Source organism: Paenibacillus sp. p3-SID867 (genome assembly GCF_025142895.1).
Classification (GTDB): domain Bacteria; phylum Bacillota; class Bacilli; order Paenibacillales; family Paenibacillaceae; genus Paenibacillus_AQ.
On sequence record NZ_JAMBDM010000023.1, the window covers coordinates 51,971 to 72,131 of the forward strand.

The 20,161-nt window shown below is 51.0% G+C and carries 20 protein-coding genes; 3 read left to right on the forward strand and 17 right to left on the reverse strand.

The window, feature by feature from the left end:
* Window positions 1-425 precede the first annotated feature (425 nt).
* Window positions 426-1,037 carry a histidine phosphatase family protein gene (locus tag M4D81_RS30035; RefSeq protein ID WP_260069149.1) on the forward strand — a complete coding sequence of 204 codons (612 nt, stop codon included), beginning with the start codon at window positions 426-428 and terminating at the stop codon, window positions 1,035-1,037.
* Between the two features lie 47 nt (window positions 1,038-1,084).
* On the opposite strand, the gene M4D81_RS30040 is transcribed toward M4D81_RS30035, so the two are convergent.
* From M4D81_RS30040 to M4D81_RS30105, 14 genes are all read right to left on the reverse strand, one after another.
* Complete coding sequence (locus M4D81_RS30040) at window positions 1,085-1,363, reverse strand: winged helix-turn-helix transcriptional regulator (protein WP_260069150.1); 279 nt, start codon at window positions 1,361-1,363, stop codon at window positions 1,085-1,087.
* A 188-nt stretch (window positions 1,364-1,551) separates the two neighbouring features.
* Window positions 1,552-1,986, reverse strand: a complete 435-nt coding sequence (locus M4D81_RS30045; protein WP_071221566.1) for a universal stress protein — start codon at window positions 1,984-1,986, stop codon at window positions 1,552-1,554.
* Between the two features lie 137 nt (window positions 1,987-2,123).
* Window positions 2,124-2,387, reverse strand: coding sequence for a DUF1294 domain-containing protein (locus tag M4D81_RS30050; RefSeq protein WP_071221567.1), 264 nt, complete (start codon window positions 2,385-2,387; stop codon window positions 2,124-2,126).
* A gap of 231 nt (window positions 2,388-2,618) precedes the next feature.
* The gene (locus tag M4D81_RS30055) at window positions 2,619-2,756 is read right to left on the reverse strand and encodes a hypothetical protein (RefSeq protein ID WP_181469949.1); all 138 of its coding nucleotides are present in this window, start codon (window positions 2,754-2,756) and stop codon (window positions 2,619-2,621) included.
* A 101-nt stretch (window positions 2,757-2,857) separates the two neighbouring features.
* Window positions 2,858-4,993 carry a DNA topoisomerase III gene (locus tag M4D81_RS30060; protein ID WP_220686531.1) on the reverse strand — a complete coding sequence of 712 codons (2,136 nt, stop codon included), beginning with the start codon at window positions 4,991-4,993 and terminating at the stop codon, window positions 2,858-2,860.
* Between the two features lie 62 nt (window positions 4,994-5,055).
* On the reverse strand, window positions 5,056-6,222 hold the full coding sequence (locus M4D81_RS30065) for a bis-aminopropyl spermidine synthase family protein (protein WP_260069151.1): 1,167 nt from the start codon (window positions 6,220-6,222) through the stop codon (window positions 5,056-5,058).
* 352 nt (window positions 6,223-6,574) lie between these two features.
* Window positions 6,575-7,027 carry a GNAT family N-acetyltransferase gene (locus M4D81_RS30070; RefSeq protein ID WP_260069152.1) on the reverse strand — a complete coding sequence of 151 codons (453 nt, stop codon included), beginning with the start codon at window positions 7,025-7,027 and terminating at the stop codon, window positions 6,575-6,577.
* The gene (locus M4D81_RS30075) at window positions 7,027-7,680 is read right to left on the reverse strand and encodes a sigma-70 family RNA polymerase sigma factor (protein WP_071221571.1); all 654 of its coding nucleotides are present in this window, start codon (window positions 7,678-7,680) and stop codon (window positions 7,027-7,029) included. The genes M4D81_RS30070 and M4D81_RS30075 overlap by 1 nt, the downstream gene beginning before the upstream one ends.
* A 258-nt stretch (window positions 7,681-7,938) precedes the next feature.
* Entirely contained in the window at window positions 7,939-8,760 is an 822-nt protein-coding gene (locus M4D81_RS30080; protein ID WP_260069153.1) for an MBL fold metallo-hydrolase, read from the reverse strand.
* An 86-nt stretch (window positions 8,761-8,846) separates the two neighbouring features.
* Window positions 8,847-10,781, reverse strand: coding sequence for an FtsX-like permease family protein (locus M4D81_RS30085; RefSeq protein WP_260069154.1), 1,935 nt, complete (start codon window positions 10,779-10,781; stop codon window positions 8,847-8,849).
* Entirely contained in the window at window positions 10,756-11,526 is a 771-nt protein-coding gene (locus tag M4D81_RS30090; RefSeq protein WP_260069155.1) for an ABC transporter ATP-binding protein, read from the reverse strand. Before M4D81_RS30090 ends, M4D81_RS30085 begins: the two co-directional genes overlap by 26 nt.
* Window positions 11,527-12,102: 576 nt before the next feature.
* Window positions 12,103-13,089, reverse strand: a complete 987-nt coding sequence (locus tag M4D81_RS30095; RefSeq protein ID WP_260069156.1) for a sensor histidine kinase — start codon at window positions 13,087-13,089, stop codon at window positions 12,103-12,105.
* Between the two features lie 9 nt (window positions 13,090-13,098).
* Window positions 13,099-13,791 carry a response regulator transcription factor gene (locus tag M4D81_RS30100; protein ID WP_071221576.1) on the reverse strand — a complete coding sequence of 231 codons (693 nt, stop codon included), beginning with the start codon at window positions 13,789-13,791 and terminating at the stop codon, window positions 13,099-13,101.
* 61 nt (window positions 13,792-13,852) lie between these two features.
* Complete coding sequence (locus M4D81_RS30105; RefSeq protein WP_260069157.1) at window positions 13,853-14,587, reverse strand: acyl-[acyl-carrier-protein] thioesterase; 735 nt, start codon at window positions 14,585-14,587, stop codon at window positions 13,853-13,855.
* 196 nt (window positions 14,588-14,783) lie between these two features.
* On the opposite strand from M4D81_RS30105, the gene M4D81_RS30110 reads away from it, so the two are divergent.
* Window positions 14,784-15,041, forward strand: coding sequence for a GlsB/YeaQ/YmgE family stress response membrane protein (locus M4D81_RS30110; protein WP_260069158.1), 258 nt, complete (start codon window positions 14,784-14,786; stop codon window positions 15,039-15,041).
* Window positions 15,042-15,188: 147 nt separating this feature from the next.
* Here the strand turns inward: M4D81_RS30110 and M4D81_RS30115 are convergent, their stop codons facing one another.
* Complete coding sequence (locus M4D81_RS30115) at window positions 15,189-16,082, reverse strand: SDR family oxidoreductase (RefSeq protein WP_260069159.1); 894 nt, start codon at window positions 16,080-16,082, stop codon at window positions 15,189-15,191.
* A gap of 130 nt (window positions 16,083-16,212) precedes the next feature.
* Between M4D81_RS30115 and M4D81_RS30120 the strand changes: the two genes are divergently transcribed.
* Window positions 16,213-17,166, forward strand: coding sequence for a helix-turn-helix transcriptional regulator (locus tag M4D81_RS30120; RefSeq protein WP_260069160.1), 954 nt, complete (start codon window positions 16,213-16,215; stop codon window positions 17,164-17,166).
* 75 nt (window positions 17,167-17,241) lie between these two features.
* Here the strand turns inward: M4D81_RS30120 and M4D81_RS30125 are convergent, their stop codons facing one another.
* Together M4D81_RS30125 and M4D81_RS30130 are read right to left on the reverse strand one after the other, a co-directional pair.
* Window positions 17,242-18,216 carry a ring-cleaving dioxygenase gene (locus tag M4D81_RS30125; RefSeq protein WP_260069161.1) on the reverse strand — a complete coding sequence of 325 codons (975 nt, stop codon included), beginning with the start codon at window positions 18,214-18,216 and terminating at the stop codon, window positions 17,242-17,244.
* Window positions 18,217-18,549: 333 nt separating this feature from the next.
* A complete protein-coding gene (locus tag M4D81_RS30130) occupies window positions 18,550-20,148 on the reverse strand; it encodes a response regulator transcription factor (protein WP_260069162.1) in 1,599 nt (532 codons plus the stop codon).
* Between the last annotated feature and the right edge of the window lie 13 nt (window positions 20,149-20,161).

Consider the following 20,161-nt stretch of genomic DNA (forward strand, 5'->3'; position numbering starts at 1 on the left):
TGGAGATTGCGGGCTTTATTGAAGGCAAGGGCAACGGTCGTTCATAAAAAAGGTGCTGGCAGTGATGACAGCGCTGCGCTGACGCATCGTGATTCCGATCGGCTGTTAAACACAGGAAACTGGATTGAACAATATAGGGTGTTTCCCGTGTTTAAAGGCGAACGCTGGCGCTTCTCCATCCACGATTCGTCCGCTCCGCTGGAGTGGGAACCTTTTTTTTGCTGCTGCATAGAGGGTAAGGGAAAAGTATTATCGCAGAATAAAATAAGGCCGTGTTCTGCTCTTTAATTGTAGCTACTTACAAGGAAGATGGGGGCGAGTGTCGAAATCTTATCATCCGACATGAATATGAAGTACGACAAAACTTTAATCCGATATCTATATTTGAATATTACTAAGCAGAATCTATTACTAAGGAGGAACCAATGGCTATTTATCTCGTAAGGCATGGTCAAGATGAAGAAGGGTACCGCGGAGGGTGGAGCCAGCGCGGGCTCATAGACGAAGGGATCAGGCAAGCGGAGAAGCTGGGGCAATACTTGAACGAACACAAGCATGATTTTAATATCCACCGGATCGTGTGCAGCGATCTGCAGAGGGCTTATCAGACTGCTGCCATCATTGCCGATAAGCTTGGCCTCCCATTTCGTAACTCTGAGGATTGGAGGGAAATGAATAACGGTCTGCTTGCCGGAATACCCAACTCTGTAGCGGAAGAAAAATTTCCCGGGTTGTATTTTTCCAGCTTACGGATGGACGAAAGATACCCTGGCGGTGAGAGCCCCCGGGAAAATTTTGCGCGGATTAAGAAAACCTTCACGAGGTTATGCCAGGATCAGCTTGCAACAAACGATCATGAGAACGTATTGGTTGTCACTCACGGCGGAGTTATCAATATCATTTACCATATGATGAAGGATATGGAGTGGAGCAATAAGAACCCGTTCTTCCCGGCGGCAAATACCGGGCTGCACAAGATCGAATACCTCGGCGGACGTTGGGAACTTACCCTGGAGAATGCAACACCTCATCTATAACAGAAAGAAACTGCCTTTCACGCCCTGTTCACTGAAAAAAGCATAGTTTACTGCTCGCCATACTTGATTGCATCTACATATTGTTTGGCTTCAACCAAAGACAATCCTAATTCTTCCCTTACAATTTTAATCGCTTTAATATCCTGCCCGTCGGCCAGCAGCTGTTTGACATGATCAAGAACCGGCGGCTCGGGTATTCCTAGTTGGTTTGCGATTTGATTTAACGTGTTCTGCTGCTGTTTCATTCGCTTCTCCATCGCCGTCATTCGGCTGGAGACCATAAGACCGACCAGTACAACGAATATAATTAGAACATAAATTTCCATACGAACCTCCTCTAACAAAAAAGCACCTACCCGCCTCACGAACCGCTGTTAAAGGAAATATGTCCTCGAGGTATTTTCTCTGAAAACGGCTTTAGCGGAAGTTTATTCTCCGAGTTAAGAATAGGGAGCCTCTGACGTTAAACTTTCCTATCTCTATAAAAAAGGGACGCCTAAGCGTCCCAACAACATTATTTTACTACCAGCACCGGAATCTTTGCATGCTGCACTACATTATGGCTGACGCTGCCCAGTACGAACTCGCGGATACCGCCAAGACCGCGGCTGCCGATGACAATCAGGTCACTGCCGTTCTGATTCGCATACTCCAGAATGACTTCAGCCGGAGGACCCTGGATCATCTCCACTTGGCCGTTGACGCCTGACTTCTCAATCCGCTCGCGGATTTCCTCTGTCGTCTGCACAGCAAGATCGTAGACATCTTTATTAAGTGAAGCTGGAATTGGGGCAAGCCCTTCCCCAACGAAGAAACGCGGAAAATCGTAAGCATGAATGACATCCAGCGTAGCTCCCGGTGTTACCTTGGCAAGTTCAACCGCACGTCCGAGCGCTTTATTCGCTGCTTTGGAGCCGTCGTAAGCTAGAAGAATTTTAGTAAAAAGCATACAGGCCACCTCTTTCTATAGTTAAGAGACCTACTACAGTTAAAAGACCTACTACTTATTATTAAACAACTTCATACCGTTATGAAACGAGCTTGCTCACTCGCTGAGATATTCCTATGTAGTTCAGATTAAACAGATTATCCCCAGAAGTACGTGTATAGCGCGACATTCACGACTAACAACAGCGGCACGCCCATTTTAAATGATAAATGCCTCGTTTTATGACGCTTGCGGTACATGGCAATCCATACACCCAAGGCCCCGCCTATAGCAGCCAGCAGAAACAGCGTTCTCTCCGGAACCCGATCCCGTCCCATTCGGGCACGCCGTTTATCCTCCGACATGACCAGGTAGGCTACCGCATTGATAAAAATAAACCAAACGATCAGTGCAGGTCTCACGTTGGTTCACGCCCCCCCCATTCCAACTGATCGATCTTCCCCAATCAGCCATTTGCTATACATTCTATGGCTATTATAAAACTGCAGGCTAATGAAGACAATGCCGGCTAAATAATCTTGGATCATGCCCCTCTATGAATGCCATTATTAGGACACGGCCGACGTCATAATTCCAACGAACCCGTGTCCGGTATAATGACAACCAGGCCATGCTCAACCACTACTCAAAACTTATGATTCATTCTTGGATATTTCATTCAGGCTCGGAACATAGTCTGCAGCCTTTTTCGGTTTGAGGGTCTTGCTCTCCTCAAGAATGCTTGATTTGTTCTGCTGGTTTTCGCTTTTTCTTGCTTTATGATTCGGCATGCAAATCACCCCCTGTCCGTAGAATGAGCCATTCTACCCGAGGTTATGCTAGCGACGGCAAGAAAATCGCTTTTCAGCAATTGGGAGAAGCTTTATGCAGATTATTCCTTCCCCTTCTGCTCGAGGGCCGCCTTCAACAGGTCGCCCAGGTTCGAACCGATCGACTCCTGTTTGCTATATTGCTGAACGAGCTTCCGCTCCTCGCGTTTGTTCACATGCTTGGCATCCTTCTTCAGCGTTTCCGTAATGCCGCAGCCCAGACACTGCACGAACAGCCCCGCCTTGCCTTCTTTCATCTCCATCTTCTTGTGGCACTGCGGACAGCGGCGATTGGACAGGCGCTTCTCGCCTGAACGCTTGTATCCGCAATCGTCACTCGGGCAGACAAGCAGCTTGCCGCGCTTAGTCTTCTTCTCCAGCAGTCTTGTCCCGCAATCCGGACAGTGGCTGTTCGAGACATTATGCGGTTTGTACTCCGCTTCGCTTCCCTTCACATCCGTGACCAGCTTCTTGGTCATGTCCCGAATTCCACGCAAGAACGGTTCCGGCTTGCCTTGTCCTTTCGCGATCCGTTCGAGCTCGGCCTCCCAGCGTGCCGTGAGTTCCGGTGTTCTCAGCTCTGGAGCGACAAGCTCGATCAGCTGCTTGCCTTTGCCTGTCGGATGGAGGGTTTGCCCCTGCCGTTCGATCGTATCCGAGCTAACCAGCTTCTCGATGATATCAGCCCGAGTCGCGGGGGTTCCCAGGCCGTGCTTCTCCATCTGGGAGAGCAGCGCCGCTTCGTTATAACGCTTCGGCGGCTGGGTGCGTCCCGGTTTCAGTACGCAGCGGACCACCTTCACCGACTCTCCTTCTCGCAGTTCCGGCAGGAGCTTGCCTGAAGACTGGCCCTGAACATCGTCCTGCTCGTCTTCAGCGTCATCGTCATAATCGCCGCCATATACCTCGCGCCAGCCGCTGTCCTTGATCGTAGTTCCTTTTGCGTAGAGCTGTTCTCCCTCAATCTGAACGGTAACCGATACGTTATCGTAGCGTGCAGGAGGATAGAACAAGCTGATGAAACGGCGTACGATAAGATCGTACAGCTTGCGTTCATCCACTGACAGCTGATTCAGCAGCACGGTCTGTTCGGTTGGAATGATGGCATGGTGATCCGTAACCTTGCTGTCATCCACGACCCGTTTGCCCGGCGATAAATTTTTACGCAGCAGCGGACGTGCAATGGAGGCATAGGGCCCGATCGCGATGCTCGACAGTCTCTCCTTCAACGTTCCGACCATATCCGATGTCAGGTAACGGCTGTCCGTACGCGGATAGGTGACCAGCTTATGCTGCTCATACAGGCGCTGCAGTACGTTCGAGGTCTGCTTGGCAGAGAACCCGAATCGGCGGTTGGCATCCCGCTGTAATTCGGTCAAATCATAGGCCAGCGGATGCGGCTCGGTTTTCTCGCTCTTTTTCACGCTGACGATTTTACCGGTGCTGCCCTCCAGCTTCTGCTTCAGCTTGGCCGCCTTATCCTTCTCGAATAGACGACCGTCTCCGCCGGCCGGACGCCACGAAACCTCAAAATTCCCAAGATCCGCCTGCAGCGTCTCATATTCCTGAGAGCGGAAATTCACGATTTCCTTCTCCCGGTCCATGATCATCCCGAGCGTTGGCGTCTGAACCCGGCCTGCCGACAACTGTGCATTAAATTTGGTCGTCAGCGCACGCGTCACATTCAGTCCAACCATCCAATCCGCTTCCGCCCGGCAGCGTGCGGACTCATACAGCCGGTCGAACTGCTGCCCCGGCTTGAGTGATGCAAAACCTTCCTTGATCGCCTTATCCGTCTGGGAAGAAATCCACAGCCGCTTGAACGGCTTGTTCCACTTCGCCATTTTGAGGATCCAGCGTGCAAGCAGCTCCCCTTCACGGGCAGCATCGGTGGCAATAATCATCTCGCCGACATCCGGGCGCTTCATCAGATGCTGAACCGTCTTGAACTGGTGGCTTGTTTCCTTCAGCACCTTAAGTCTCGTGTTATCCGGGAGGATCGGCAAATCCTCCAGCGCCCAGGTCTGGTACTTCTTATCATAGTCCTCGGGTTCGGCAAGTCCTACCAAATGTCCAAGCGCCCAGGTCACAATATATTTCGGTCCTTCAAAATAATTCTTCTGCTTCTCGCGGCTGCCCATTACTCTCGCAATTTCCTTGGCAACGGACGGCTTCTCAGCCAATACTAATACTTTCATAGCCCTCCCCTTCCTCTGTCCTCCTATTATAACCTCCCCCCGATTGTTTCCACAAAGATAAGTCAGATCGTTTTCTTAGCCAGCCATGTGAACGTAAGATTGGCACATACGGGACAGCCCTGCTTCTTCAAATCCTCGATCGTGGAATAATCACCCTGCACGCCTACCTGCAGCTCGCCCTGACATTGAATGCATCTGTAGGTTCGGACCGTTCGCCTAACCTCGCCTGTGTAGAGCTCCTCCTCGAAAGAATCCGTAATATGCGGCTCCGTAAATTCCGTCGTTGTTAGCACGATCATCTGACCGCTATTGCCGATCATCTGCGCTCCGATATATTGATTGAAATGAAGCAGCACCTGCTTTACCGACAAACCCATACGGACGAATTCACGCTGCATGGACCATGTGAAATCGGGAGATTTGTGGGCGAAGGAGAGAAAGATGGGGCATCCCTTCTCGTGTTTCAACGCGCTAATCCCTCTGGATAAGAACAGGGTCAGCCCTTGAAGCGTGTACGGCGGATCCGTAAAAAAGCAATCATATTGCCCGTTCCAGCCCTCAGGCAACGGCTGCCTAAAATCGATATGTCTGCATGCAACCGATAAGCCTTCTTTTGCAGCCGCGCCCTGGATAAACCGCAGGAATCGCTCATCGATATCCATTACGGTAATGGCGGCTCTCTGGTCCTTTGCGTTCGGGAACAGCCGTTTAAGCAGCAGACCCAGCGAGATGCTCACGAGGTCGTCATCGCCAACGCACAGGATGTTCTTGCCGATCAGGCTGTTCTCCCTCAGACACAGAACGGCTCTCCGAAGACTCGTCTCAACCGTGCATTGGGATTGGTCGATCTGAACATCGACTTGGGGGCGCTGCTCCAGGATCTCCGTGAGCCTCGCTAGTACATCAGAAAGCTCCGGCTGCCAATCGGTTTCCTCGGCCATAAGCTTCTGATACAGATCTTGATCGATCCCGCCGTATCCCAGTTCATGTTCAACATACACCTTCCCGGCAGAGGTGCAGCGAACTCCCCGCTCTTGAATGAGAGCACCTGCCTTGATGAGCTCCTTCTTGATTGCGGCAGTGATTGGAACGGGTAGATACGTATGTCGTGCCAGTTCTTTGGTTGAAATACCGGGCCGCATATAACTCGCTACCAGCAGCTGTTCAATCACCTGAACGCCTTCCTGCAAACGAACCTTGGTTTTCACTTCTTCTATATAATTCATCATGTGAATCACGCTCTTTTCCTGAATATGGGGTGGTTATTGCCCCTGGAAAAGAACACACGTAACCCCATACGTGCTGCAGTAATAAAAAAAGGACAGAAGTCCATGAACCATCGTCCACCTTCTGTCCCCCAGCGGGAAGCCGTGCCCGGGGCACGGCTGTACAGTCAATATATAAGGGATGGCTGTTGTGTTCTTAACCAGGTGGACTCAGAGCCTTCGCGCCATGACAAATAAACCTCACATAAAGTGGGTTTTTGCCAAAACACAAGCCAGAGTCCTATACAATTTGGTTAGTTATGAACACGCACCGACATCAAGACAGCTCCCCTATTTTCAATATAAATCCCGCCGACTAAAATCTGTTGGCCATAAAAATGATATCCTTCTTCACTTCAAAACCGTGTTTCCGATAAAAATCTTCCGCCGGAAGATCCTTTTCCGTAAGCAGCACCATGCAATGAATGTTAATCGATTTCAAATACTCCTTTATGCCATGCATTAATGCCGAACCTAGTCCGCCGCCCTGCAGATCGGTATCGATATAATACTCCTGGATATAGTATTCCTCACCGCTATACCAGCTCTTCGTATGACCAAAACAAGCTCCCAGTATCTTACCATCCTGTTCTATAACAAATCCCAGGAATACCGGATTGTCCATAAATTCCCCGAGGTATTGCTGCACATGCTGCACGGAGTCCCACTGATCGAACCAGGGTTCGCCGCTAAAGACCTTGAGCATCAACTCGGAACATGCTCCAAGGTCGGGTTTGTCCATCAATCTGACCTTCTGTTTCGTTTCCATCAAGCCGTTACACCCCATGATCTGTGAATGATATCGTAATCCCCGATAAGCCTAACCGTCCGGATCATCATGAGTATAGGAGCAAAGTTCTTCAGACTCGGCTCCTTACATACTATCGGGTCATGGCTCACGTTCCTTTCCGTGGAAGGATCCAATCTTTCCGCCAATATGGCACGCGCCCGGTACAGCCGGGATTTCACCGTTCCTTCCGGTATACCTACCATCTTGGCGATATGGTTGATCGGTATATCCCGATAATAGTGAAGCTGAATAACTCTGCGTAAATCATCTTCCAAATGGGTCACGGCTTCGTTGAGTTCGATCGCTTCATACGGCAGTGCATCGGCACCCCCATTGGCAAGTTCAACCGTCCGCAGCCGCTGCTGGGAGCGCAGCAGTTGCAGGCATTCATGAATAAGAATGCGGGACAGCCATGTTCTAAAATAAGCAGGCTGCTTTAAGGTCGACATCGCTGCGAAGGATTTATAAATCGCTTCCTGTACGGCATCCGCGCAATCCTCTTCCCGCCTCAAATACAAGCGGGCCAAGCCATACAAATTACGCTCACAAGCGTGGACCAGCCTGCTAAAGGCTTCCCGATCCCCATGCTTGGCAAGCTGGACATCGCGTTCTATATTGGATTTCTTGTTCACATTGGGAGACCTCCTCTGCAACACTTCCTTGGCCTTACATAAGTTAGATGCCTGAGAGCGCGATTAGGTTCACGCCAGTTCATCTTTTTTTTAAAAATCTGGTGTTGCCATCACCTTCATTTTCGCACAATTCCGTTAATCATTTCCATATTGAATATTCAGCCTATGAAAAAACACCGCAAGGTCATCGCCCTTACGGTGTCTCGTTCAGCCTATAAATCGTTCATGTCATGAAACGGATGATTGATCCGTTCTCATTCAATTCGGTTCCTTATCCACATATCGACCTTGCTCGGGAACGGCCAAACGATCAAAATCTCGAGCTAGCCGTTCAAGTGAAGCGGTAAGCTCCTCACCCCGCATCGAAACTCCGTGTCCCGTGATCAGAACTCCGGGATTCAAGCTTGACAGGCGGCGAACCGACTCCCGCGCAAGATTCCAATCCGGGGTAAAATACATCGGCGGACCATGCAGCTCCTTCTCCTGCCCGATGACGGCTAACGCCGACTCTTGCTTCACCGTAATCACCGCGTCTCCCGCTACGAGTACTCGATCTCGTTCGCGGAACAGAGAAATATGGCCGGGGCTATGGCCCGGTGTCGGCAGCCATTTAAATTCAGAAAGACCCGGCACGCTGCCGTCCTCCGGCAGCGGTTGTATCCTGGAGCCCAGATCGATGGCTTTGTTCGGATACATCGGGGCAACGCGGGCCATCAATCCGCCGCCCACGCTTGGATCACCTGGTGGATAGTCTTCTTTTCCCGTAAGGAATGGGAGTTCATCCCGATGAGCGTAGACAGGTACGCTCCAGCGGTCCGCCAATTCCTTCACATTCCCGACATGGTCGAAATGGCCATGGGTGAGCACAATGCAAACCGGCGGCTTTCCGAATCTTTTCTCAGCTTCTTCTACAATGGATCCTTCGAAATTTCCGAGTCCCGTATCAATCAGTACCCAGTCGCCCGTCCCCGGCGTACCGATCATCTGGACGTTCACCATAACCGTACGCAAGGATAGAATATCCGGCGTAATCTCTTCCGTCTCTACTGCACCAGTCTTTAACATGCTGTGATCATTCATTATGGAATCGCCCCCACTTCTCGTTGTAAATGCTTCTTGTAATAACATACCCGTTTTGGCACTTTTCAACGAAGAAATGGCGATTTTTACTGAATGATTTTGTTGAGACGGTCCAGATAACGCCAGCGAGTAATAAAGAAATATATGACCTGGATGCTCAGGAAGAAGATAAAGATCTTCAAACTGTGCCCAACAATCGAGAAGTCTACCAGTTGCTGCAGGGCTACGAAGGCAACGCCGCTATGAATGAGTGCGATCAGCATCGGCAAAAAGAACATAATGACAAGCTGCTTGGTAATGATGGTGCCAAGCTCTTTTTTGCTGAGTCCGACCTTCGCAATCATGCGATACTGCTGTTCGTCCCGGGCAAGATCCGCGTACAGCCGGAAATAAACAAAGCTTGCCGCGAAGGTGAAGAACACGATGCCGACCAAGCCGCTTACCATAAGCAGAATGCCGTTCTGCTGCTGAGCACTTTTCCAATCCATATACAATGATTTTACATAATAACTGTAGTCCTCATTCTCGTTGAGACGATCCAGAATCGCTCTGGATACATCCCCAGTATTCTTCCAATCCTGAACGAAAAACGTATGGTATGCCGCATAACCGTACTCCTCATCCTGATCCTGCTGTGCCTTGAACGCATCGTCGTACAAGCGGTCGGATACGACCAGCGTCTCGCCATAGGTTGCCGGTACGGCAATAAACGTTTCGGCTTTGAGCACCTTGACGATTTCCGATTTCTTGCCGTTTAATACCTCGAACTGACTATTTAAAGGACCGTTGATTCGGTAGCTGTTCTTCTCCGAGACTGTTCCCGGAGTCAAGATTCCTTCCAGATCGCCCAATGTTTCTGCCGGGTAACCCAGTGACTGAATGAGACGGTTATATTGGCTAAGCTTAACCAGCTGCACCCCGTTATCCGAGAAAATCGGGGTAACCTCCGCCTCCTTATAATCGAACCCGCCTTTTTTAATCTCCTCCCTGATGATATCAAGATGCCGATTCCCTTTATCAGCGTCCTCATCATACATGGAGTATGTGTAGGCATAAGGATTCTCCATGGCCGACAGGCCCGGATCTCCAATTGCGAGCGTGGTCCCGATGCCGGTAAAGGCAGATGCCGAGATAACCGAAACGAGGAAAAACATCACCGCATTGTCCTTGATTCTGTACAGCAGCTCCGAGATCGTCAGCAGATTGGTACGACGGAAGAAGAACCGTTCTTTCTTCTGCAGATACCGCATAAAATATACGCTGAACTGGGTGAAGAGAAAATACGTGCCGATGACAACGAGAACAACGCCTCCAAACAGCAGAATAAAATTAAAGATTTGGAGAATCGCAAAAGCCAAAACCATACCGTATCCGGCACTAATCAACAGGACAGCCAGCACAGCCAGCCAAGGAGAGGCTTTGGGCTGCGGTTTGGGACTTTCCTCTGCTTTCACCAGGGCGAGCAGCGTGCCCTTCCGCAGCATGAACGAGGAGAACAGCGCAATCAGCAGGAACAATACGGCATAAGCTGCTGCCGTGATCATCAGCGATTCGAGCGGAAAATAAAACGGAAGTCCGGTATCCACGGCCAGCAGCTTGGCGCTGATTAACAGAATCAGCTTGGAGAACAGCAGGCCCGTTCCGATGCCGACCACGATCGCCGCTGCGCCAATCAGGATGTTCTCGATGAACAGCATCCGGTTCAATTGCTTGCGGGACATGCCAAGGATCAGCAGAATGCCGAACTCCTTTTTCCGGACCTTGATGAAAGCCCCCACCGAATACAGCAGGAAGAAGAATGAAAACACAAACACGATGTATTGCGATACCGTCATGCCCATTGTGCCCAGCATGGACATGGTATCGCTCGAGGAGACCAGGCCGTCCTTCAGCTGCGGGTGAAACGACAGCAGCCCATAAGTAAAGAAAATCATGACGGAGAAGGCACTGCTCAGGAAATGGGCAATATACGTGCGCTTGCTGCGCAGGACGTTGTTAATGGCGAACTGGCGAAAATTCATGTCCCGAACCTCCCAGCAGCGATAACACGTTGATGATTTTTTGGTAGAAGGCCGATTGGCTCTCGCCGTACGTGATTTCGTTGTACAACTGTCCGTCCTTGATAAACACCACCCGATTGCAATAGCTTGCTGCCACCGGGTCATGGGTGACCAGCAGCATCGTCACTTGGTCTTCCTTGTTTCCCCGGTCCATAATCTCCATGACGTCGCGGGCCGACTTGGAGTCCAGGTTGCCTGTCGGCTCATCGGCCAGAACCAGCTTCGGTACATGGATCATGGCCCGTGCTATCGCCGTCCGCTGCGCCTGTCCCCCCGATATTTCATAAGTCCGCTTATCCAGTATCGATGTTATGCCCAGCTTCTCGGCCAATATCCCTACCCGGCGATTCATCTCATCCAGATCCACCCCGTCCAGCGCCAAGGGCAGCAGGATGTTCTCCTTCACCGTCAGCGTATTCAGCAGGTTGAAGGACTGAAAGACAAACCCGAGCTCTCGGCGGCGAAACATCGCGAGTTTATCCTGGGATAAACGGAACGGATCTTCCCCGCCAATAAGAATCTCCCCGGATGTGGGACGGTCGATGGTGGATATCATGTTAAGCAGCGTTGTTTTTCCGCTCCCGGATGGTCCCATGATGCCAACGAATTCTCCTTCGTTGATGCTCAGATTGATATTGGAAAGCGCCTCGTGGGACACCGCGGCCTTGTAGACTTTGCCCAGATTGCGCACGTTTAGTATTTCCATCTTGTAAACCTCACCTTCGTTATTCATATCTTGTAAGGTTAGTGTATAGCATCCGGCGGAGCTTCTCCTATCGATCACTCTTTCACCAATCTTACATCGGTGTAAGATTCATGTTTTTACCAAAAAAGTAATAGAGCTCCGAGCACGTCACTTTTGCGCTTTTAGACCGCTCCAGGTACGTAACGTTCCTACGATCGCTGTTGCCCCCAAATTTTCTGAACGATTACACTGTGGTGAAAATTCGGGTGCAAAGGCGACCGCTTCGCTTCTTCGGAATCGTTTCGTCCTCTCCGCTGGCGCGTGCCGATACCTACTCATTACATAAAACAAAAGAAAGAACCTTATCTCAGGGCTTCATGATGATTTCAATAACCATCGTTTATCCGAGATAAGGTGCTATCATAAAGTTTTTATGTGCATTACTGTACCGCTCCATAATCTAAGAATGACTTAATATTGTCTGATTGACCCTACTCGGCGCCTAAATCCATCCGGTTATCTTGATCTTGAGACAGCCTCCAACTTACTTGACATCATAAGCATCCACCAGCACAAAAGAACTACTTATCCCGAGTCTCACCCCGAAAAAATCAACCTCACGGTCGTTCCTTTCCCCTGCTCGGATTCCAGCTCGATTTGGTGGTTCATTTTATGAACGACCTCCTTGACGAGATATAAGCCCATGCCGGTGGATTCCTTAAGCTTGCGTCCGTTTTCCCCGGTATAGAACGGGTCGAACACCCGCTTCATGTCGGATTTGGGTATGCCTATCCCGCGATCCGTGATCTCCAGCACAACATGACGGTGATCCTCGCTCCGGTGGGCTTGGATCGTCACTTTAAGGCCGGTACCGGCGGAATATTTGACGGCATTGGACAGCAGCTGCAGCATGATGAAACGAAGCCACTTGGCATCCGTCTGGACGGTGAGGTCCGGGTCGATCCGGACTTCCGGATACACATGGCTGTGAATAAAGTAGCGCTTGTTCTCGTGAACTGCATCGACTGCAATCTGGTGGAGCTTCACAGGCTCCACGCTGAAATCCTGTTCAAATGTTTCGAGCCTGGACATGTAAAGCACCATCTCAAGCCCGCGCCGAATCCGGTCGGACTCTTCGGATATACTCTTGAAGGAATCGTTATCATCCTCTTGCGTGATCACCTCAATGACGGACAGCGGCGTTTTCATCTGATGTACCCATTGATTCATGAAGATCATATGCTCTTTCCGCCGGCGCTCCCACTCCTCCATGACCGTTCGGTATTGACGGTATTGCTCTTCCATAAGCTCGCTAAGGGCCGTGGGCAGCGGGGCGGATTCATTATGCTTGATCGATTCCTCCAGCGACCTGATAGGCTGTGACAGCCGCTCATAGAAATCCCGGTGCGTGAAGTACCGGAATGCCAAGTATCCGCCCAGAATGGTCAGACCGAGGAAAACGGCATAGGCGGCTGTCACCGGATGATCATAACCGTCATACCAGAATACGAGCAGCACCACAAACAACTCGGCGACCGTAAATAGTATCAAGGGTAGTTGCTCACGCCAAAACAGCTTTTTCATAGCCTTCCCTTACCTTTTCCAAACCGTGTGCAGTCGATATCCCGAGCCGCGGATCGTTTCCAGCGCATTCTCAATCCCTAACTCCGCAAGCCGTTTGCGCACCCGATTAATATTCACGCTGAGCGTATTATCGTCAACGAATGTATCATCCCACAGCTTCTCCAGAATCGTCTCGCGCGTGACCAGCCGGGGGCTCCGGCTTAGCAGCGTTTCCAGGAGAATGGTTTCTTTTTTGGTGAGTATGGATGTCCGGTCCTCAAGGATCAGCTCCATCCGTTCGGGATACAGGACGAGCCCGTCCTTCTCAACCGTACGCTCGGCGGATGCTGCTGCATAATCACCGTATACGCGTCGAAGCTGGCTGTGGATCTTGGCGATGACGATATCATAAGCAAACGGCTTGGTGATATAATCATCCGCGCCGTTCTCCAGCGCCCGTAACTGATCAGGGGTCCCGTTCCGAGCGGATATGAAAATAATCGGACAGGTTGATACCGACCTGATCTGGCGGCACCAATAATAGCCGTCAAAGCTTGGCAGATTCACGTCGAGCAGAACAATATGCGGCTTTATCTCATGGAATCGCTCCAGCACATGATCGAAATCCTCGATGATGGTTCCATCATTTCCGTACCGTTCGATATGCGATTGCAGCAGCCCCGCCAGCTTGGGGTCATCCTCAACAATCATGATTTTGTACATCCGTTCACCCTCCATGAAGCGTCAGGCCGCTCTTTCCCTTCGAAAGAATTCGCCTGATGGTTTATGATTCCCTAACGATAGCCGCCTCAAAAAAGTTGGTTCCGTCCGGCGACGTACCCTGTACGTACACCCTGTTGTTCTCCTCCGCCGAACGTCTGATCAGGATCGTATCCTTCAGCCTGGCCTCGTTATGATATGTAATCTTGAAGCCCGTCACTTGCCCTTCCCGAAGCTCCTGCTCACTCAGCACGTCAAAGCACAGGTCTGCATAACGGGCATTATTCAAATGACCATTCGTATCGATTCCGCTATACCGGACCATGTACGTATACGCCTCATCCAGCTGTACTCCTTCCGGTAATACAGCTTTGTTTGGCAGTTCTCCAACCGTTTCCTGACCGATCGGCACCTCATATGGAAACATGGACGGACGCAAAATTTTCCGCTTATGGATATCCACCAGCGCCCATACCGAGCGGGCTTCGCCCAGCATTTCTCCATCACCGTTCTTTATCCGGTAATCCCGGTGCCACAGCGCTCCTTTGGACCCGCGGCTCCAGGTGTCAACATATACAGTGTCCATATCCCTTGGCATCCGCCGCATATCAAGCTCAAGCGTTATCAGCATCCAGCCCATTCCCCGCTCGATCATCTCCTCGCGACTGATCCCGAGCGCCTCAATATGCCGGTCAGCCGCTCTTTGCAAAATACTGAGCAGCGAAGACCAACGGCAATCCCCTTTAAAATCCGCATCAACGGATTGAATCGTATATTCTTCAGTCCATTTCTCAACCATGAGTCCCATGCCAGCTCCTTTATTATTATCAACCTAACGATAATTCAAGCATAATCAAAAGCCCCGCATTTATCAAAGAATGACACGACATTTCGTCTGCTGGAAAAAAGTGATTTTGTTATCATCCGGTTTAAAAGTCACGTCTTTGGTTAATAGTAAGGCACAAACAACTATAACTTATACGAGGTGATAAACAATGAATTTTCTTTGGTCATTAATCGTTGGTGGTATCATTGGTTGGATTGCGGGCTTGATTATGGGCAGAGACATTCCCGGCGGTATCATCGGTAACATCATTGCTGGTTTTGTCGGTGCTTGGCTTGGTGGACTTCTGCTCGGATCTTGGGGACCGGAAATGGGAGGATTCTTCATCCTGCCTGCTCTGATCGGTGCCGTGGTGCTTGTCTTTATCGTCAGCCTGATCATGGGTTCGATGAGACGCGGCCGTTCCTAACTTGATTGAATAGGATGAAGGCTTTCATGGTGCGATTTACCGGCAACTGCCACGATTCAGATTACGCAGCGGTTAAATCCACAACAAAACAGGGTGACCTATTCGCCATCATGGCGGTAGGTCACCCTGTTTTACATGCCCTTTCTTTTATAAAAGAGGTAAGCCTTGCTTCTTCGCATAATTACCCCAATGCGGTCTGCGTCCATCGATGTCGCTAAATCCGTATTCATCCGACAAATCCCAGCTGGAGAGCGCCCTGCCGCTCTTGTCGGCTACATTTGGATCGGCTGCCAGCGCAGCAATGCCCTGCGCAAGGAAATAGGGGGTCTCCGACTCGATGAAATGCGGCTCCTGCGCTGCGGCATCCTGCCAATTGTCTTCCGTCACGCCAAAGTGATCCAGCATTTGTTCGGAACGCAGAAATCCTGGTGTAACGGACAGCGCTGTTACCTGATAGGGACGCAGCTCTTCCGCCATGGCAGCAGCCAGGTGGATCGCCGAAATTTTTGCCAAGCTGTAGTACAAGTTCCCGCGATACCGATACGTAGATCCATCCGTAACTTCAATGACCAATCCCCCGCCGCTGTCCACCATCAGCGGAACACCGTAATAACTTGTAATCATGTGCGTGGTAACCGCCCGCTCCTGCATCAACAATCCATCGGACAGAAACTGCTCCCAGAACGGGATATTCCAGTGCGTAAGGTTCTCGCCTCCCCATATATCATTAACGAGGATGTCCAGCCGTCCTTGCTGCTCCTCGCGAACTCGTTCAAACAATGCCTTTACTTGCTCCTCTACGGTATGGTCACATTGCACGGCGATGCCGATCCCGCCCCGCGCCGTCACCATATCCGCCGTGTCATCAATCGTCTCAGACCGCTTGATATCCGACACCTGACCACGTACGCTCCGTCCCGTGCAATACACCGTTGCCCCTGCTGCACCCAGCATCACCGCAATGGCACGGCCAGCCCCCCGGGTCGCTCCGGCAACGACGGCCACTTTACCTTGTAATGGCTTAAACTCATCCTTATTCATAGCGTAACCTCCAACCTGTATACTGAATATTCTCAACATCCTTATCCTATCAGTCATATATGACATCCCTTGTCTTATATCCGTGCTACAATACAATTATCTTCTACAGATAGTAAAGAGGTGACATAACTTGAGGGCGGATCGTCTATTGTCCATTATGCTGATGCTACAGAACGGGGGTAAGAAAAACACCCGTTATTTAGCGGAGCAGCTCGAGGTATCGGAACGAACGATCATACGCGATATGGAAAGTCTAAGCTCGGCCGGTATTCCCGTCTATGCGGAAAGAGGCTCCCTCGGCGGTTGGGTGCTGGAAGAGAGCTATCGAACGAACCTGACCGGGATGACGCCTGACGAACTCATCTCCCTGCTGGTTTCCAGTCACAGCCCGCTGATCGGGGATCTAGGAATCCGCAAGCAGTTTGATGCGGCCTATCAGAAATTATTGGCCTCTTCCCCCAGCTCCGTAAGGCAGGACGCCGAAATCATTCGGGAAAAAATCCATATTGATGGCGCAGGCTGGCACTCCTACCGTGAGTCGCATCCGTATCTTACAGTGCTTCAGGAGGCGCTGTGGCTGGATCGCATCACCCGAATCCAATATATGAAGGGGGAGGAGCGGGTCGAAAGAATCATTTATCCGCTCGGGCTTGTTGCCAAACGCAGCACCTGGTATGTGGTCGCGGAATCCGAAGGCGAACTGCGAACCTACCGTGTATCGAGAATCGTGGATGCCGTCATGTCCGAGGATACCTTTGAGCGCCCGACCGATTTTAATCTAGCCGAGTATTGGGAGGAGTCGCTGACACGGTTCATGCAGAATCTCCCGAAGTATCCGGCACAGGTTCGAATGACCGTCTCTCTGATCAAACGCTTTGAGCGGGAGCGATACGTAAAAATAATCCGATGCGACATGGAAAGCCAGAACGACAGGTGGATAGCGGCCGATTTGGAATTCAACACCCTGGAATCGGCCTCCGCATTCCTTCTAAGCTGCGGAGCGGAAATCGAGGTGATTGCGCCGCAGGAGCTGCGCGAGCATGTCGGCACAGCCGCAAAAGCCATTTCACAGCTGTATGAATAGATCAAAAAAAAGCACCCGGCATATGCCTCAAAATGGAGGCTTGCCCGGTGCTTTTTGCTGCGCGTATATGCGCCATCATGATGGAATGGTATGAAGAGGCTTCAGGTGCGCTTCAATCTGTTCCCGCTTCGGCTCAAGGAACGGCGGCAGCGCCAGGGATTCGCCGAGATGATCGATATGCTCATCCGTGTCAAAGCCCGGGCCGTCGGTAGCCACCTCGAACAAAATACCGTTAGGCTCTCTGAAATACAAGGAACGGAAGTAGAAGCGATCGACAAACCCCGAATTCGAAAATCCCACATCGCCAATCCGGTCGATCCATGCCCGGAGCTCCTCCTCGTCCTCTACGCGGAATGCAACGTGATGAACGCCGCCCCGACCAAGCCGCTCCTGCGGAAGGTCCGTTCGTTCCTCGACGTGCACTTCCGCTCCCGTTCCGCCTTCCCCTGTCTCAAAAACAAGGATATCCGGCTGCCCGTCTACAGGCGAGGCATACTGACCTTTGTAGCGGAAGCCCATCAGCTCCGTCAATACCTTTACGGTCTGAACCGGATTAGGCACGGTAAGCTGCACCGGACCTAATCCGATAATGGCGTATTCCGCCGGAACCGGTCCCTTTTCCCACGGGATGCCCCCAGGAACGCCCTCATTATGTTCATCCGAAACCAGAATGATGCGCTGGCCCTCGAAATCCCTGAAGAGAAGTGTCAATCGGCCGGCACGTTCCTTGATCTCCTCGCGTTCTACACCGTGCTCATCCAGCCGCCGGGTCCAGTATTCCAAAGCGCGGTCACTGGGTACGCGAAGGGATGTTGCCGAGATGCTGTTGTTTCCCTCACGGGTCCGACCGGCCATCGGAATTTCGAAGAAGGTAAGCTCCGTCCCAGGGTTTCCTTTTTCGTCGCCGTAAAACAGATGGTATACCGAGACATCGTCCTGGTTCACCGTCTTCTTAACCAAGCGCATGCCAAGAACCTGCGTATAAAATTCGAAGTTCCGAGAAGCCGCAGCCGTTAACGCGGATACGTGATGAATTCCTTTAAACTTCATGACTTCAACCTCCATTTATATTTGATTTATTCTTCATTAACGAAACCCATGTGAACCATCCAAGTCACCTGTCTGTTATAATTAAACACCTTATTCAAAAAGCTGCTTCACCCTTGCTTCTTCAACTTATCTTGTGCATCTGGTGCTTAATCTCAGTTTAGTATTTAACTCAGGAATCGTCAAGTCTTAATATTAAGATATTTAAAATAAAAATAACAGAACTCTTTTTCCCTGATCAACTCCGGAAAAATGGATCTGTTATTCATTCCCTGCTATGCTGAAACCTATCCTCGCATGATTGGCCCATTACACCACGAACGGGTCTTCGCCTCTTTAAGTCTTGGATATCGCCTCTTCCCGATACTCGGAGGGCGTTTTCCCTGTTATTTTTTTGAACACCTGCGTAAAATAGCGAGGGTCCTGATACCCTACCATTGGCGCTACCTGGTATACCTTCACATCCGTATTCAGCAGGATACTCTTTGCCTTCTCGATCCGGCATTCCGTTAAGTACTCCAGAAACGTATATCCCGTTGTTCCCTTAAACAGGGTACAGAAATGGCTGATGCTCAAATCCGCCAGCTCCGATACCTCTTCAATGCTGAGATCCTTCTGGTAATTTTCCGCGATGTACTCCTTGGCTTTGCCCATAACGGCCTGGACATTGTCCTTGGCCTGCCCGGACCGGCTCTCGGCAATCCACTTGCTGAAATGGCTTTTCACAACGTCCATCAGCTGCTGAAGGGTGCCGGATGCATGAAGCTCCTGCAGCAATTCCTCCAGCGACCACTCAAACAGAACCTTCATATGCTCAAACTGCCGATACAGCACGACGCTCATTTCCAGCAGCACCCGCTCGGTCATCTCCCTGCTGAACGCATGCTCCTCAATATAAGCCTTCGTCTCGTCAAAAAGCTCCAGCAGCCGCTCCTTGTGAAGCGTGCGGATGCTTTCCACCATGAGCGACTCGAGATGCTTCGGATACTTCGCTTCGCTGGCCGTTTCCATAACGGAATCGGGCGTTCCGAGAAACACCCCCTCTTCCCCGGAATAAAACCGCTGGTATAAGGCGCGAACAGCGGTCTCGTAAGCCGTTCCCAAGCGGTCAATCCCGGCCATGCTGGGACTGAAGCCGACCGAGCAGGACAGCTTCGTATTCCGCTTGATCAATTGCACCAGATCCCGGCCGATCTCCTCCTGCCGCTCCCTCGACAGGTTCGGAAACAGCAGCACCCATTCACCGCTGCGGAAAGGAAATACCGTCAGTCCGCCATGCTGCAAGGACCATTCCTCGAGGACGTTCCGTACGGCAAACAGCCACAGGCGCTTCTCGTCCATGCTCCATAACTCGTTAAGCCGCAAGTAATGATCCAACTGAATGACGGCCATCGTGTATCCATGCTCCAGCTCGCTGTCTTCCAGCCACTGCATATGCTGCAGGGGGCTTCGGTTCCCCTCGATGAATTCCGTCAGCATTCGCTCCCGGGCCAGCAGAGATAAAACCTTGATCGAGTGCAGCATTTGATCATCCGCAATCTGTTTCTCCAGGGTTCTGGCCGCCTTGGCTATCGTTTCCGTCAGCTCATCGTGATCGATCGGCTTCAGCAAGTAATCGAAAGCCCCTTCGCGCAGCGCTTCCCTTGCGTATTCGAATTCGCCATACCCGCTAATGAAAATAATGATCCGCCGTGCCTGATCCGCCTTCAGCTCCTTCATGAGCGTAATGCCATCCATACCCGGCATGCGTATATCGCTGATGATCATATGCGGCGACACTTCACGCGCCAGCTTGAGAGCGCTGTCCCCTGTCTTGGCCTCCCCAACGACTTCGAGATCCAGCTCATCCCAGGGGATGGCTGCCCTTAGACTGCGCAGAATGATCGGCTCATCATCGACCAGCATAACTCTGAATTTGCCTTCCGATCCGCCCATGACGTTCCCCCTG